We start from the raw sequence: 15,162 nt of genomic DNA, 5'->3' as shown, positions 1-15,162 counted from the left end.
TTAATATTACTTCATGGAGAAATATTCAGCGATCGGGCCGAGTGTCAGGGACGGGAAGAACGAAAGGGCCGCTGTGATAACGATCACCGCAAGGACCATCAGGCCGAATGTGGCCGAATCCGTTGGCAGGGTACCCGCACTTTCAGGGACATATTTTTTCTTCGCCAAAAGACCTGCGATGGCCACCGGGCCGATAATTGGCAGGTAACGCGAGAGGATCAGCACGAAACCGGTCGTAATGTTCCACCATGGGTTATTGTCTCCAAGCCCCTCAAAACCACTACCGTTGTTGGCGGCCGACGAAGTATATTCGTACAGCATTTCGCTGAACCCGTGAAAACCAGGGTTATTCAGGTTGGCCGAGGTAATCGCGGGGAATGCGGCCGCGAGGGCCGTTCCAGCCAGGATCATCAGCGGGTGCAGCAGGGCGACGATCATAGCGATCTTCATTTCGCGCGCCTCGATTTTCTTACCAAACAGTTCGGGAGTACGACCCACCATCAGCCCACTGATGAAGACCGCCAGGATGACAAAGACGAAGAAATTGAGAATGCCCACGCCACATCCACCATAGAACGCGTTGGTCATCATAGCCAGCAGCTCGGTCATTCCGGAAAGCGGCATGGTGCTGTCGTGCATCGAGTTGACAGAGCCTGTCGAGATAACGGTCGTCGCTATACTCCAAAACGCGGATGCAGCGCTGCCAAAGCGGACTTCCTTGCCCTCCATGGCGCCGGAGGAGATATCAACCCCCATTTTGCCAAGTGCAGGGTTGCCATTCATTTCCCAAACCATCGTGGGAATTGTCAATAGCAGAAAACCAACGGTCATCACCCCGAAAACCATCCAGCCAAATTTCTTTCTGATCAGGAAATACCCGAATGCAAAGATCATCGCCAATGGAATGATCATCTGCGAGAACATTTCCAGCATATTGGTAAAGTAGTTCGGGTTTTCGAGCGGGTGCGCGGAGTTCGTACCGTAAAAGCCACCACCGTTCGTACCCAGGTGCTTGATAGCCACAAAACCTGCTACCGGACCCGTCGAAACCTGGACGGTATCGCCTTGCATATTGATCATAGTATCCTTTCCCTGAAAAGTCATCGGGGTACCGTTGAATGCAAGGATACCGCCTACCAGGATCGACAAAGGCAATAAAATCCGGGTACATGATTTGACGAGCAATGCCCAGAAGTTGCCCAGCTTCTCGGTGGTGCGGTTTTTCAATGCGATAAAAATGATCGCGGCCGCGGCCATACCTGTACCTGCACTGACGAATTGAAGGAACATCAGAAACAGCTGCGAAAGGTAGCTTACGCCACTTTCACCAGAGTAATGTTGCAGGTTACAGTTGACTATAAAGGAAATGCTCGTGTTAAAAGCGAGGTCGGCTGTCTGGTCGGGGTTGGCATCCGGGTTGAGCGGCAGCCAACTTTGGTTCATTAAAACGAAAATCCCCAGCAGGAACCACACTACGTTGATCGTCAGCAATGCGAACATGTGCTGCTTCCAGTTCATTTCACGTTTTTCATCGATACCGCTCACTTGATAGAGCAGCTTGTCAAGAGGATTAAAGACCGGGTCGAGCAGTGTTTTGTCCCCGGCGTAAACTTTTGCGATATAAGATCCGAATGGGATTGCCAAGACCACTGTAATGGCAAACATGGCAATGACGCCCAATAATTCTGTATTCATTTATCAGAGATTTAGTCCGGTTTTGGCCTTAGTTTCCTTCGTAGCCATTTCCGGTCAGGTTAAAATTTTTCTGGTTTGACAAGTACATAGCACATGTACACAAACACGAGGATCGCGACGATAAATAGCGCTGCCATAATCAGATTTTTTCAAAGTAGTTTACCGAACCGTAGAAGAGTGCGAAGCATAAAAGCCCGGCAAGAATTAAGAGGATTGTTAACATGATAAAAATGGATTGGATGAATATTATAAGCATTTCGGTTTCGATTAGTTAAGCCGTTGTTTCCTGTATTTACCAAGGTTGTGCCAACCAAAAGAACAAATCATAATCAATTGTTTTACAGATAATTAAGTGAATTTATCAGCATTAAGATGTTTAGGAAATACTATCAAAATGATAGGCCGCTATCAATCTGAAAGCCCTATCCGGTCTCCACGGTGATCCGATATTCCTGGATTTTACGGTATAATGTCGCTATCCCGATTTCAAGCAGCCTGGCCGTCTCGCTTTTATTACCCTTGCAATAATTGAGCACTTTCTGAATATGCAGCTTTTCAACGCTGGCCATCGAGAAGGCGGACAGTTGCGGATTACGATAAGACCTATGATTCTGTATATCCGGTGACAGGCATTCACTGGTGAGTTTGCCGTCGCTGATGATCACAGCGCGCTCAATGGCGTTTTTCAGCTCGCGGATGTTGCCCAGCCACTCATAGGTCTGGACCGTTTTTAGAAAGCCCGGCGTGTATCCGAGGTTTTTCTTGTTGGTCTGAGCGCAAAAATGGCCCAGGAAGTGGTCGACCAGCAGCGGCAAATCTTCTCTCCGTTCCCGGATAGCGGGCAGGTGGATCTCAAAGACGTTCAGTCTGAAATACAGGTCGTTGCGGAACCTTTCATTTGCTGATTCCAGTTTGAGATCGCGGTTGGTGGCCGCGATCAGCCTGAAATCCGACTTGGTCGGTTTGGTGTCCCCCAATTTGATAAATTCGTGGGTTTCAAGCACGCGCAGCAGTTTTGCCTGCATGTCCAGCGGCAGCTCGCCGATCTCGTCCAGAAAGAGCGTTCCACCATTGGCTTCTTCCAAAAGCCCTTTTTTGTCACGCATCGCGCCGGTAAACGCCCCTTGCTTATAGCCAAACAGTTCGCTCTCGATAATATCCCGGCCCAGTGCGCTGCAATTCAGGGAAACAAAATGCCTGTCTGCCCGGCCGCTGCCATAGTGAATAGCCTGGGCGAACACTTCCTTTCCGGTGCCGGTTTCGCCCGTGAGCAGCACGGCGGCATCTGTCGCCGCGACCCGTTTCGCAAGCGCCAGTATTTCGCGGAAAGGCCGCGAAATGCCAATAATCGAATCAAAGGAGAACTTATTGCCAACAAGCGATTCGAGCCTTTTAACCTTGTGGCTCAATTGGCTGCGTTCGGCCGTTTTGGCCAGAAGCGGCAAAATTTTGTCGTTGTCATCGCCCTTGACGATGTAGTCGACCGCGCCATTTTTCATCGCCTGAATGCCGTCGGCGATCTTGCCGAAAGCGGTCATGATGATTACCTCGATAGCAGGCCTAAGTGTTTTGATCGTTTTCACGAGCTCTACGCCATTACCATCCGGAAGCCTGACATCGCTCAGAACGATATCAATTTCCTGGTTTTGGATCATCTGAACGCCTGACTTCACATCCCCTGCCTGATAAACCTCGTAACCCTCGGCTGAGATCACCCGCGCAAGCAGCAACCGCAGCTTATCCTCGTCATCGATCAGCAAGATTTTTTTCATTTTCCATTGGTGTTTGCCAATTCCTGAATGAAAAATTATTCCCGATCGGACACGCAAACCTCAACACATTCAAATGCAATGGATTACCATTGAGCCGCCCTGATAACGGGCCCGCTGCCTCCTATCAAAATGATAGGGTAACACCATTTTTGATAGGGCGGCCCGGCTTAATGAGGGGTGTCCTGGAAAAATTGCGCCGACAATGGCCTGTCAGGAAAATGTTGTTGGTGTATCTGACGGATCAGTGGTTTGAGCACCGATTGCAGCCAGTCTATATTGGTTTTAGTTGTCGCGGATACGTAAACAACGGCTTTGGGCCAGAAGCCTGGGGGCAGCGTGGTAAGGGCTCCTGACATACTGATCGTGAAGGAATGATCACCCGAAGATTCCAGCGCCGTAATCTCTTCGCATTTATCCACCTTATTGAATACCAGGATTGTGGGAATATCCCCTGCCCCGATATCCTGCAATGTCTTACAAACCACGGCTAAATGCTCGCTGCAAGAAGGACTGGAAACATCCTCGACCAACAGGAGTACGTCGGCCTCGCGGACCTCGTCGAGGGTCGATTTGAAAGATTCGATTAAAAGTGGCGAAAGTTTACGGATAAATCCCACCGTGTCGGAGAGCAGAAAGGGCACCCCCCAATGCTCTACCCTTCTCACGGCCGTGTCCACAGTCGCAAAGAGCTTATCCTCGGCATTCATGGAGACCTTCGAGATTACATTCATCAGTGAGGATTTGCCGACATTGGTGTAGCCCACCAGCGCCACGCGCACGGTCCTGCCCCGCTCCTGACGCCTTATCTGCGCCTGCAAATCCACCCGCCTGAGCTTTTCTTTCAGCACCGCAATACGGGTTTTGACAAGCTGCCGGTCGGTTTCCAACTCGGTTTCACCCGGGCCGCGGGTGCCTGACGTTCCTCCTCCCTGCCGCCCCAGGTGCGACCACAGCCCGGTGAGCCTGGGGAAAAAGTAGCGGCAGCGGGCCAGCTCCAAAGCGAGACGTGACTGCTGGCTTTGAGCCCTGGATTCAAAAATCTGCAAAACGAGCAACGTCCGGTCCATTACCCGCACCGGCGAAAACAATGTTTCAAGGTAGCGGAACTGCGCCGGCAGCAAATCGTCGTCGCAGATCACCACGTCCACATGCCGACTGGCCAGAAATATCCTGATCTCTTCCAACTTGCCTTTGCCCATGTAGGTTCGGCGATCGGGCTGCGACAAGCGCTGCGTAAATCTGGCGACTGTTGTAATTCCCTGCGTCCGTGCCAGAAAGTCCAGCTCGTCCAGGCATTCATCTGTCTTGCCGACCGGCTGCCGGCCCGTCGCGACTGCGACCAGCACGGCAACCTGCATGTCGGCTGAGACTTTATATAACGTTGAGTAATCCATAGTTAAAAATTGGAATGGTTATGATGACAAGCCGGCCGATCACGGCTGCTGAACCGCCGAAAGGTTTGACACGATAATTGTGGCGACGCACATTAAAAGCCCGAACTTGAACCAGGCAGTGACCATCTGCGGCTTGATTCGACGGATAGGCCGGTCTATTTTGAGCCGGTCGATGGCCAGCTCGATCAGGGTGAACGTTGCATAGAGCCCTGTCAACAATGCCACATCCCGCCAAACCGCCGCTTTTTCAAGTTTGACCGCCTCCTCGTGAAAAATCCCGGGATCTACCCAGAAGGCGTCCGGCAGCGCAGGCAGCACCGACCAGCAATAGCAGATTGCCGCCAGCACAAGCGCGGCCGACAGGCCGTCAAGGGTTCTGACCTGCCTTCTGATGCGTTTTTTTACATTCATTTCGGTTACTGTTAATGTTCACCTTCCGACTCGTTTTCTATCTCACCCGGCTCCTCGGAAGGCTCCGGATCATCTTTACCGGGTAAATACATAACTATCATATGTTTGTTTTAAACTTTTGGGGACGAGCTTTTCCCAGCGCGTACGATCTTTTTCAGCCCCGTTTCTCTTAATGGAAGCCAAACTCATGCCGGAAAAAACAAAAGGAAAAATCGGCCTGTAAATGAAGCTCTTAGACTTTGCAGCTAATTCTAAAAATCTATCAAATTGATAGCCGGTTATCAAAAAAGAGTGACCAATTGTAAAAATTGATCACTCTCTTTCGTGGTGCATCCGAGGGACAAAATCGAACCTTTGGCTCAAAGATTTGAGGAGACTAGTGGCGTTAATTGATGGTATATTGCCCTAGCGCGCCCGCGCTGCCGCCTCCGGTGTCACAGGCGTAAAGAAGTTGACCAGATTGCCGTCCGGATCGCGGAAAAGAAGCGAACGGTTTCCCCATGGCATGGTCGTTGGCCCTTGCACGAGTGCTTTGCCGAGGTATTCAGCAAGTCGCCCGTAATGCGCGTCCACATCGTCGACCAGGAATTCGAGGATTACCGATCGGTTTGTCGACGGCATGGCCACGCTTTCTCCACCAAACAACTGCAAAGTGCGCGTACTGCCAATGGCGAGAACCGCTACCGGCGTGCGAAACTCGGCGAAATCCTCGTTGTACCGGACGGCAGGGAAGCCGGTAATTTCCTGGTAAAAATCAACAAGCCGATTGATATCGGTGGTAATGATTCGTGTTGAAATGAATGTCATAGACTGGCTTGGTTAGTGTTTGATTTCCAAAGAAACAATCACCAACTGACAGCCGTATGTCAGTAGCTGATTCCAAAAAGCGATGGCGTCGTTACCGGCAGGTCTGATAGCTAGGCGGTAGATGGTACCGTATTTTTAATCTGCTGCACACCGATACTTCCTGAACCGAAACTTCTAAGTGAGTCATTAGTTTTGATGGGACATTGCATTTTACACATCAGTAGCCGTCATCAACACATTTCCAATATCATACATCAAGATGCCTTCCCAACTTTGTTCTGAACCAAACCAGAAAGGCATGAAAAACTGGAAACACGCAGTGTTACTGTTTCTATTTCTAATCTTGATCGCCCATGTTAGAGCGCAAACACTCGGCCTTGACCCGGCAAGCAGCCGTTTTCTCATTAACCCGACAACCAATGAACCTTGCCTGGACCTGATCGTTCACTCTTTTGCAGAGCATGAAAAACGCATTGCTCAACATGCGGTGATGGACACCGTTACAAAGCCAAAAGTGCATAATATCGCGGCCAAAGTTTACCATATTACGGCTGGCAGAATGGCCGAACGGCTAACACTGGTGATTCGAAATCCGGCAGCCTTATCGCCAGGTTATGCGTTGAAAGTCGATGGCCAACTGGTGAATACCCGTGAGGATATTCCCGATATCGCTTATTTTCAATTGAACGGTGAAAAATGTAATGCAGCGGCTTTGCTTCCATTCCGGAGCGATTCCACGACAGTTTCATTGTTTGATCATAACAAACACCTGATCAGCCAACTGCGGATCTCATGGATTTATCCGAGGCCGGAACTGTTTTATGTCGATATCAGGCACCATTTTGCCGCCGGCATTCAGGATACTGTCGAGATCCGGAAGTTTATGCATTTCTTCAACAAAGCCCCCAATAAATATTCCCATCCCAATGCCGTGCCCGATTCACTATCCATAGCAGAAAACGAGCTCGTCTTCGGGTTCAAACGGGCGTACTACGATGGGAAAGTCAGGCCATCACGCATTTCTTACAGGGTCGGTGAAAAGGGGCAATGGGTAGGCACAACCAGTGAGATTACACCTAACTTCTTGCTAAGGCATGTGAAGGGTAACTGGCCCTGGCTCGTGGACGGACGATACGAAATCCAATACAGCTATACCGGGAATGCAAAAAGTTACAGCAGTTATGCATTTACGATAGACCACACATGGCTAGGCAGTTTCATTTATAATGCTAAATCACTGCTCTGGCTGATGGGTATGGTCATGATGAGCAAATTATGGTTTACGACTATTCTGGCATGCCTGGCGATGTATTTTTATTTCCGAAAAAGACTGCGAAAATCGCGTGATCAGGCGCGGAAAACCAACCTTGAATTACAATCCATTCAATCGCAACTCAACCCTCATTTCGTATTCAATGCGCTCGGTTCGCTGCAAGCGCTGATCAATCAGAACGATGTCGATCGGGCCAACAATTACCTGACTGGATTTAGCCGCCTGCTGCGGAATACGCTTCAAAATTCGGGGCGCGAAATGGTGCCCCTGGATGTGGAAATGGCGAACATTGAAAACTACATCCAACTGGAACAGCTCCGTTTCGGCTTCCGTTACGAAATCATTGCGGACGAAGGTGTAAGGCACATGCAATTAGAAGTGCCTTCACTGCTGATGCAACCAGTAGTGGAGAATGCGGTAAAGCATGGCATTTCGGTACTTGGGGCAAAGGGAATGCTGCAAATTATTTTTAAAATTGAAAACACAAATCTGGTGATCACTATCCGCGACAATGGACACGGATTTGACACCAGCCAACCAACCACGGGCAAAGGCCTCTCGCTCACGCATGAGCGGATCAAGCTTTTGAACAAACAAAAATACCCCATCACCATGCAAATGATTTCCGCGAAAGAAGGAACGGTGGTGATATTGACATTCAAAAATTGGCTCAAATGAACGCGATCATCATCGATGACGAAACGAACAATATCGAAAACCTGCGGGAATTGCTAACACGCTATTGTCCCGCCGTGACAGTGGCCGGCCATGCAGGAAATGCCGACGCAGGTATTGAATTGATTCTGAATGCGCGGCCTGAGCTGGTTTTCCTCGACATTCAAATGCCTGGTAAAAATGGCTTTGACTTGCTCAAATCGCTTCCGACGTATGATTTCGAAGTCATCTTCGTCACCGGTTTCGAACAATACGGCATTCAGGCTATCCGCTTTTCAGCCATCGATTACCTCTTAAAACCGATTGACCCGCAGGAGCTGCAACACGCCGTTCGGCGTGCGGTCGGAAAGATTGAGCAGAAAAAACAGAACGCTCAACTACACAACCTGATGAGTCTGCTTATGGATTCCAGACAGAAGTCAGATCACCGGATCGCACTTTCTTCCGCCAAGGAAACGCGATTTGTCAAAACTTCGGAAATCATCCGATGTGTAGCCGAGAATAATTACACCACATTTTTTCTGCGGGGCGGTGAAACTTTGCTGGTATCGAAACCCATGTTTGAATTTGACGAAACCCTTACCGGATATGGTTTTCTTCGCTGTCACCATTCCCATCTGGTAAACAAGATCTACATCAAAAGTCTGTTAAAAGAAGATAGCGGTTATCTCCTGCTGGAAGACGGCACAAAGGTGCCCGTCTCACGAATGAAGAAGGATGCGGTTCGGCTCGCCTTGCAAAACGGGTTATAACGGCCCGAAGAATTGTCATTGCTAATACAGTTTTAACCATAATTAGTGGTAAACATCAGCTTTGAAAAGGGCAAGGCTAGGCGGAACATCTCAGGGCGCCGGTTTACGTAAAAATATACCTTATTTGTGTAGAAATATACAGGTTCGTTTCCTCGGATAGTCGCGATCTTTGTGTTGTAATAAATAAGTCAACATGAAAAATCCGAAGCGCATGAGCATTCTCAGGAGTGCGACAAGGAGCAAGATTCTGAAAACCGCATTGGAAATTGTTAAAAGCGATGGCTGGTCGGGGTTAAGCATGCGGGGGATCGCTGAAAAAATAGCATATACCCCACCCGTCATATACGATCACTTTGAAGGAAAGGATGCCATAATTGCCGAGCTGACCGCCACCGGGTTCCGCAAACTTTACGCAGCTATCAAAAAGGCCCAAGCCCTTGCGCTACCTGCTCAACAGCGACTGGAAGCCATGTGGAAGGCATATTGGAATTTCGCTGTTTCGAACAAAGAGCTCTATCGAACAATGTATGGTGTGGAGGTGAGTTGCAGCGCTATGAAAGAGGGTTTTCACAAAGCTTCTGAAATTCCGGGGCTATTCAGCGAGGTAATCAGAGAAATCTTGCCCGCCAAAACGGCATCGGACGATCTGGTCGACGCCAAATACTATATGTTTTGGTCGACCGTCCACGGCCTGATCGCTATTAACCTGGTTAACAAGGGAATGTCCGAGCAAATCAACCAGATAATACTGCACGAAGCACTCCGGGCACAACTGGCGATGGTGAATGCCTGATCTAAAAGCTGAATAACAAAAAGACCGTCGATTACGACGGTCTTTTTGTTATACAATGCATGGTATCAGCGCCTGCGAAACTCGGAAGGCGTTACGCCATTATTCCTTTTAAAGAACTTATTCAAATGGCTTTCATCGGAAAAACCCAGTTCGTCGACGATCTCCGAAATACGCATCGTACTGTGTAGCAACCGGTTCTCTATCAACTTGGTCTTATAGCTGGCGATATAATCCTGCATCGTTTTTCCGGTATGCTTTTTAAAATACCGTCCCAGGTACGCCTGGGAGATCCCAAACTCTTTCCCCACATTTTCCGCCTTGATCAGGTTGGGCGAGTAAATGTTCGCCTGGATATACTGTAAAATATCAAAGGCCTTTTCCTCTTTGTCATCATTGAGCTCCTCCGGCAGGTACTTCTCGATATTTCTTGCCACAAATGCGATAAGTGTATTCACGAGCTGCAAGTTAATCTTATCCCAGCACACATCCCGGTTGACCTGTTCGCGTATCATTGCTTCAACGGTGGCACGTACAAAAGGTTTATCAGTCTCATTCTTGATAATCGGGCCTGGCCGGTGATTGGCATTCATGAGGATATACTCGAGTCGCTGGATATTATCCTTGATTATCCCATTGGTTTTCAGATAAATATCATTAAAACGCAGAAAGAAAAAACTCGTAGATTCCTTGATATCAAAGCAATGAGAGTCGTGCGGGGCAATCAGAAAAACATCACCCGGCTGGTATTCGAATTTGTTTTGATTGATCCGCTGGAAACCAGTGCCTGAAATCACATACACCAGCTCGAAAAACGTGTGCTGGTGCTCATGTACGGGATAAGTATCCAAGGTTTGGACGCTTATTGAGTACGGTTCGAACAAATGCTCCTTTTTCATAGTACAAATTTACCACAAATGGAATATTTTTACAAGTAAAAATATTCCATTTGTATCATTCGCAATCACTTATTTCCAACCTCCGCCCAGGCTTCGGTAGAGATCCGACAGGGCAGCCAGCTGCTGTCTTTTAAGCAGCGCTACGTCCAGCTCACTTTGCAGTACATTTCCCTGGGCAGTAATGACTTCGAGGTAACTGGCTGCTCCGTTATTGAATAGCAGGCCGGCATTGGAAACAGCCTGTCGGAGTGTTGCAGCCCGATTGTCGGCGAAGGCCTGGGACGCGCGTAGCTTCTCGATTTGCACCATCGCGTCCGACACCTCCCCTACCGCAGTCAGCACGGCTTTTCTGAATTGCAGCACGCTTTTTTCCCGTTCGGCCAAAGCAATTTCGTAGCGGGTCCGCAATTCGCGCCGCTGCAATAACGGCTGCGTCACACTTCCCGCCACTATTCCAAACAACGAGGCCGGCATATTGAACCAGTCGCTGGCTTTGAGGGAATTCAGGCCGCCGCCCGCGGATATGCGCAGCGCAGGATACAGCTGCGCTTTGCTTAACCCTACACTCGCATTGGCCGCAACCAAACCCAGCTCCTCTTTCCGGACGTCGGGCCTGCGGCTGACAAGGGTCAACGGCAATCCTACGGCAATGCCCTGCGGAATTTCAATCGCGGCCAGCGAAGTGGTTCGGGTGATTTTGTCAGGAAATTCGCCCGCCAGGACGCGGAGGGCATTCTCCTGAACGGCGACAAGCTGTTCCAACCCGGGAATGAGTTGCTGTACTGCATTCAACTGCGCCTGTGCCTGCTGCACGGCCAGTGAGCTGACCTGCCCATTCTCGAATTGCAGGCGGATCATACGCAGGGTACTATCATTAAGTGACTCGTTTTTCCCGGCCACCGCCAACTGCTCGTCCAGCATCAGCAAGTTATAGTAACCATTCGCGACGTTCGCCACCAGGTGGGTTTGAACGGCCTTTCGCGCTTCTATACTTTGCAGGTACTGTGATGCGGCCAGTTTGTTCTGGCTACGTATTTTACCCCACACATCGGCCTCCCACGACAGGTTGAGCCCGATCGAAAAGTCTTTGAGGTGATTCGTACCCAGGAACTGCCCGGCCGTCAGGCCACTCAGGCTATTGTCCGACGGGTTGGTCGTGCTGGCCCCGATACCCAGATTTACCGTGGGAACATTATTCCATTTAGCCTGTTTAACGAGCAAGCCTGCCGCTTCGATATTCGTGAGGGCTATCTGCATGTCGTAATTTTTGACAATAGCCGTATCGATAAGCCTTTGGAGTAACGGGTCTGAAAAGAAATCTTTCCAGGGCAATTCGGCGATGCTCACCGTATCGGTTGTGGAAACATCCCTGAAACTTTGCGGAACAGCGTCCGCGGGCGTCTGCATGTCCTTGGACACCCTGCATGCGCCCAGTGCCGCTGCGATGAGCAGCACCAGGCAGACATTCTTATAATTAGCCATGATTTTTCTAGTCTGAATTGCCCGGCAATTAAATCGCCGGCACCGGTTTGTTTTCCACTGATTGTTGGTCTCCCGCGACCCGGGTAGCACCGCTTACTTTCTCATGCAAAGCCTGGAACACCACAAAAAGCACGGGAATAATGAACAGGCCTAATACCACCCCGCTGAGCATACCTCCCGCAGCGCCGATGCTGATGGAATGGTTACCCATCGCCGAAGGCCCGGTTGCCCGCATCATCGGCGTAATACCGACTACGAAAGCAATGGAGGTCATGATGATGGGCCTTATACGCAGCCGGGCTGCTTCCAGGGCCGAATCGATGAGCGAATGCCCTGCGTGCCTGCGCTGCACGGCGAATTCGACGATCAGTATCGCATTTTTGGCCAGCAACCCAATGAGCATGATCAATGCGACCTGGACATAAATATTGTTTTCGATACCGGCCAGTCCGATAGCGGTAAACACTCCGATAATGCCCGTTGGAATGGAGAAAATAACAGCCAGCGGGAGAATATAACTGTTGTATTGCGCCGCCAGAAGGAAATAGACAAACATCAGCGACAAAATAAATACCACGATCGACTGTCCACCCGAAGCGATTTCCTCCCTGCTCATGCCCGAGAATTCGTAGGCATAGCCCGCAGGCAACTGCTCGGCAGCAACCTCCCGCACGGCATTGATCGCATCCCCTGAACTATAACCCGGTTTAGGTATCGCATTAATACCGATGGAGTTGAAGAGGTTGTACCGCGTAATCGTTTCAGGACCGAACACCCTTTTCAATGTCAGCAAGGTATTCACTGGCACCATTTGCCCGGCCCTGTTCCTGACATATACTTCATCCATCGAGGACGGGTCTTCACGGTTGGCCTTATCGGCCTGCACCATCACGCGGTAATACTTGCCGAAACGGTTGAAATCAGACACCTGCGCACTGCCGAAATAGGACTGCATCGTGCTCAGAATTTCCCGTTCGTCCACGCCCACCTGTTCGATTTTTTCGTGATTCAACACCATTTCGATCTGTGGGTAATCAGCGCGGAATGTCGAGAATGCTACTGCAATTTCCTTCCGCTTCATCAATTCCGCCATGAATTTGTTGGCAATCCCGCTGAACTTGTCCAGCTTCCCGCCGGTTTTATCCTCCAACACAAAATCCAGCGCGTCCACATTACTGAAACCGGGTACTGTCGGCAGCGTAAACACGAAGAATTGTGCACCCTGAATGGTCGACAGCCGTTTGTTGATTTCGGCCATGATCGGGGCAATATCGTTCATTGCGCCGCGCTCCCCATCTTTTTTCAGCCGGAAAAAGGCCACACCGGCAGACGGGCTGCTGGATTGCGTAAGCATATTGAATCCGGCTATCTCGTTGAAAATCAATTTGGATTCCATATCGCGTAGCTTACCGGCCGCTTCGGTGAATATCTTCTGCGTCCTGGCCATCGACGAGCCCGGCGGCAGCGACACGGCTATTGCGATAAATCCCTGATCTTCCGACGGTATAAAACCGGTCGGGGTTTTTCTGATAAGCCACACCGTAGTCAGTATAACGACCACCAGCCCTGCCAGGCTTACCCATTTGAACCGGATCAGCTTTTGTACGGCATTTACATAGCGCCCGGTAATGGTCTCGAACCCTTGGTTGAACCCGTAGAAAAAGCGCTGCTTGAATGTGGTCGGCTGGGACTTATCGCCATGACTAACGTCCTTGAGAAACAGCGCACACAATGCCGGGCTCAGCGTCAGCGCATTGACGGCCGAAATGACGATTGCGATAGCCAGCGTAAATGCAAACTGGCGGTAAAACACCCCGGCTGAGCCTTTCATAAACCCTACGGGCAGGAACACGGCGGCCATTACGAGTGTGATGGAAATGATAGCGCCGGTAATTTCATGCATGGCCGATGTGGTGGCCTCGCGCGGCTTCATATCACTATGTTCCAATTTCGAATGCACCGCCTCCACCACCACGATCGCATCGTCAACGACAATACCGATAGCAAGAACCAACGCAAACAATGTCAGCAAGTTGATCGAGAAACCGAACAGCGACATGAAAAAGAATGTACCCACCAGCGCGACAGGCACCGCAATTGCAGGAATCAAGGTAGACCGAAAGTCTTGCAAAAACAGGAACACTACGATAAATACCAGCACGAACGCTTCGATCAGGGTGTGTTCCACCTGGCCTATCGACTGGTCGAGCGCATCCTTCGTATTATAAAGCGGCATTTGCTTCACGCCCGGAGGAAAATCTTTTTCAGCCTTTTTGATCAGTTTTTCAATCGCAATCTGGATTTCCCGCGAATTGGACCCGGGCAATTGCAGCACGACGATGGAAATCCCTTGCTTGCCATTGACGGTATTGAACGTGCCATAGGTATACGACCCCAGCTCAACCTTGGCCACATCCTTCAAGCGCAGCAGCGAACCGTCGCCGTTCGACCGGATGATCAGATTCGCATACTCTTCCGGTTTGCTATACTTCCCTGCATATTTGATGATGTATTCAAATGCCTGCTGGCTCATTTCGCCGAAGCGACCGGGCGCAGCCTCCTGGTTTTTATTCCGGATAGCCGCCATCACCTCGTTCGGTGTGATGTTATATGATGCCATTTGCGCGGGGTTCAGCCAGATACGCATCGAATAATCCTTGCTTCCACCGAAAATATTGGCCTGCCCTACCCCCGAGATACGTTTGATCTCCGGAATGATGTTGATCGCCGCATAGTTGGTCAGGAAGGTATGGTCGTAAAGCTTCGGGTTTTCGCTGTAAAGGTTGATACCCATAATGATGGCGTTCTGCACCTTCTGCGTTGTGATCCCCGCCTGAACGACTTCCGCCGGCAGAAACCCGGTCGCCGAAGCCACGCGATTCTGCACATTCACGGCCGCCTGATCGGGATTTGTACCCAGTTTGAAATATACCGTAATGGACAACGTACCATCATTATTGGACGATGAGCTCATATAACTCATGTCTTCCACGCCATTGATCGCCTCTTCCAACGGAGGCGCAACAGCCCTTAGCATCGTTTCGGCATTCGCACCCGGGTACGCGGCCAGCACCTGGACCGCCGGCGGGGCTATATCCGGAAATTGTTGAATTGGCAGACTTGCAAGGCCCACTACGCCCAGTATCACCAGAATGATCGATACCACCGTAGCCACCACGGGCCTTTCTATAAATACTTTAAACATGATTTTT

General features: G+C 50.0%; 12 protein-coding genes. 3 read left to right on the top strand and 9 right to left on the bottom strand.

The window, feature by feature from the left end; all coding sequences use genetic code 11:
* Window positions 1–6 precede the first annotated feature (6 nt).
* The 6 genes from kdpA to BMW93_RS04705 form a co-directional block, all read right to left on the bottom strand.
* Window positions 7–1,695: a potassium-transporting ATPase subunit KdpA gene (gene kdpA / locus BMW93_RS04730; RefSeq protein ID WP_090374058.1), complete on the bottom strand. Its 1,689-nt coding sequence runs from the start codon at window positions 1,693–1,695 to the stop codon at window positions 7–9.
* Between the two features lie 59 nt (window positions 1,696–1,754).
* Entirely contained in the window at window positions 1,755–1,832 is a 78-nt protein-coding gene (locus tag BMW93_RS36230) for a potassium-transporting ATPase subunit F (RefSeq protein ID WP_084599926.1), read from the bottom strand.
* A 285-nt stretch (window positions 1,833–2,117) separates the two neighbouring features.
* Complete coding sequence (locus BMW93_RS04720; protein ID WP_090374057.1) at window positions 2,118–3,467, bottom strand: sigma-54 dependent transcriptional regulator; 1,350 nt, start codon at window positions 3,465–3,467, stop codon at window positions 2,118–2,120.
* Window positions 3,468–3,634: 167 nt separating this feature from the next.
* Window positions 3,635–4,861, bottom strand: a complete 1,227-nt coding sequence (hflX, locus tag BMW93_RS04715; protein WP_177194005.1) for a GTPase HflX — start codon at window positions 4,859–4,861, stop codon at window positions 3,635–3,637.
* Window positions 4,862–4,900: 39 nt separating this feature from the next.
* Complete coding sequence (locus BMW93_RS04710; RefSeq protein WP_090374055.1) at window positions 4,901–5,272, bottom strand: hypothetical protein; 372 nt, start codon at window positions 5,270–5,272, stop codon at window positions 4,901–4,903.
* 405 nt (window positions 5,273–5,677) lie between these two features.
* Window positions 5,678–6,079 carry a VOC family protein gene (locus tag BMW93_RS04705; RefSeq protein WP_090374054.1) on the bottom strand — a complete coding sequence of 134 codons (402 nt, stop codon included), beginning with the start codon at window positions 6,077–6,079 and terminating at the stop codon, window positions 5,678–5,680.
* A 298-nt stretch (window positions 6,080–6,377) separates the two neighbouring features.
* Between BMW93_RS04705 and BMW93_RS04700 the strand changes: the two genes are divergently transcribed.
* From BMW93_RS04700 to BMW93_RS04690, 3 genes are all read left to right on the top strand, one after another.
* A complete protein-coding gene (locus BMW93_RS04700) occupies window positions 6,378–8,030 on the top strand; it encodes a sensor histidine kinase (protein WP_177194004.1) in 1,653 nt (550 codons plus the stop codon).
* Complete coding sequence (locus BMW93_RS04695) at window positions 8,027–8,779, top strand: LytTR family DNA-binding domain-containing protein (protein WP_090374052.1); 753 nt, start codon at window positions 8,027–8,029, stop codon at window positions 8,777–8,779. Before BMW93_RS04700 ends, BMW93_RS04695 begins: the two co-directional genes overlap by 4 nt.
* A gap of 193 nt (window positions 8,780–8,972) precedes the next feature.
* Entirely contained in the window at window positions 8,973–9,572 is a 600-nt protein-coding gene (locus tag BMW93_RS04690; RefSeq protein ID WP_090374051.1) for a TetR/AcrR family transcriptional regulator, read from the top strand.
* A gap of 65 nt (window positions 9,573–9,637) precedes the next feature.
* On the opposite strand, the gene BMW93_RS04685 is transcribed toward BMW93_RS04690, so the two are convergent.
* The 3 genes from BMW93_RS04685 to BMW93_RS04675 form a co-directional block, all read right to left on the bottom strand.
* Window positions 9,638–10,468: a helix-turn-helix domain-containing protein gene (locus BMW93_RS04685; protein ID WP_090374050.1), complete on the bottom strand. Its 831-nt coding sequence runs from the start codon at window positions 10,466–10,468 to the stop codon at window positions 9,638–9,640.
* A gap of 69 nt (window positions 10,469–10,537) precedes the next feature.
* Entirely contained in the window at window positions 10,538–11,950 is a 1,413-nt protein-coding gene (locus BMW93_RS04680) for an efflux transporter outer membrane subunit (RefSeq protein ID WP_090374049.1), read from the bottom strand.
* Window positions 11,951–11,978: 28 nt separating this feature from the next.
* Window positions 11,979–15,155, bottom strand: coding sequence for an efflux RND transporter permease subunit (locus BMW93_RS04675; protein ID WP_090374048.1), 3,177 nt, complete (start codon window positions 15,153–15,155; stop codon window positions 11,979–11,981).
* Between the last annotated feature and the right edge of the window lie 7 nt (window positions 15,156–15,162).

Source organism: Dyadobacter sp. SG02, assembly GCF_900109045.1.
In the GTDB taxonomy this organism is placed as follows: Bacteria; Bacteroidota; Bacteroidia; order Cytophagales; family Spirosomataceae; genus Dyadobacter.
This window is presented reverse-complemented; position numbering and strand designations above follow the sequence as displayed.

Bases quoted from the DNA above. Each gene is read 5' to 3' on its own strand.
- kdpA (WP_090374058.1), bottom strand. From the start codon at position 1,695: ATGAATACAGAATTATTGGGCGTCATTGCCATGTTTGCCATTACAGTG.
- BMW93_RS36230 (WP_084599926.1), bottom strand. From the start codon at position 1,832: ATGGCAGCGCTATTTATCGTCGCGATCCTCGTGTTTGTGTACATGTGC.
- BMW93_RS04720 (WP_090374057.1), bottom strand. From the start codon at position 3,467: ATGAAAAAAATCTTGCTGATCGATGACGAGGATAAGCTGCGGTTGCTG.
- hflX (WP_177194005.1), bottom strand. From the start codon at position 4,861: ATGGATTACTCAACGTTATATAAAGTCTCAGCCGACATGCAGGTTGCC.
- BMW93_RS04710 (WP_090374055.1), bottom strand. From the start codon at position 5,272: ATGAATGTAAAAAAACGCATCAGAAGGCAGGTCAGAACCCTTGACGGC.
- BMW93_RS04705 (WP_090374054.1), bottom strand. From the start codon at position 6,079: ATGACATTCATTTCAACACGAATCATTACCACCGATATCAATCGGCTT.
- BMW93_RS04700 (WP_177194004.1), top strand. From the start codon at position 6,378: ATGAAAAACTGGAAACACGCAGTGTTACTGTTTCTATTTCTAATCTTG.
- BMW93_RS04695 (WP_090374052.1), top strand. From the start codon at position 8,027: ATGAACGCGATCATCATCGATGACGAAACGAACAATATCGAAAACCTG.
- BMW93_RS04690 (WP_090374051.1), top strand. From the start codon at position 8,973: ATGAAAAATCCGAAGCGCATGAGCATTCTCAGGAGTGCGACAAGGAGC.
- BMW93_RS04685 (WP_090374050.1), bottom strand. From the start codon at position 10,468: ATGAAAAAGGAGCATTTGTTCGAACCGTACTCAATAAGCGTCCAAACC.
- BMW93_RS04680 (WP_090374049.1), bottom strand. From the start codon at position 11,950: ATGGCTAATTATAAGAATGTCTGCCTGGTGCTGCTCATCGCAGCGGCA.
- BMW93_RS04675 (WP_090374048.1), bottom strand. From the start codon at position 15,155: ATGTTTAAAGTATTTATAGAAAGGCCCGTGGTGGCTACGGTGGTATCG.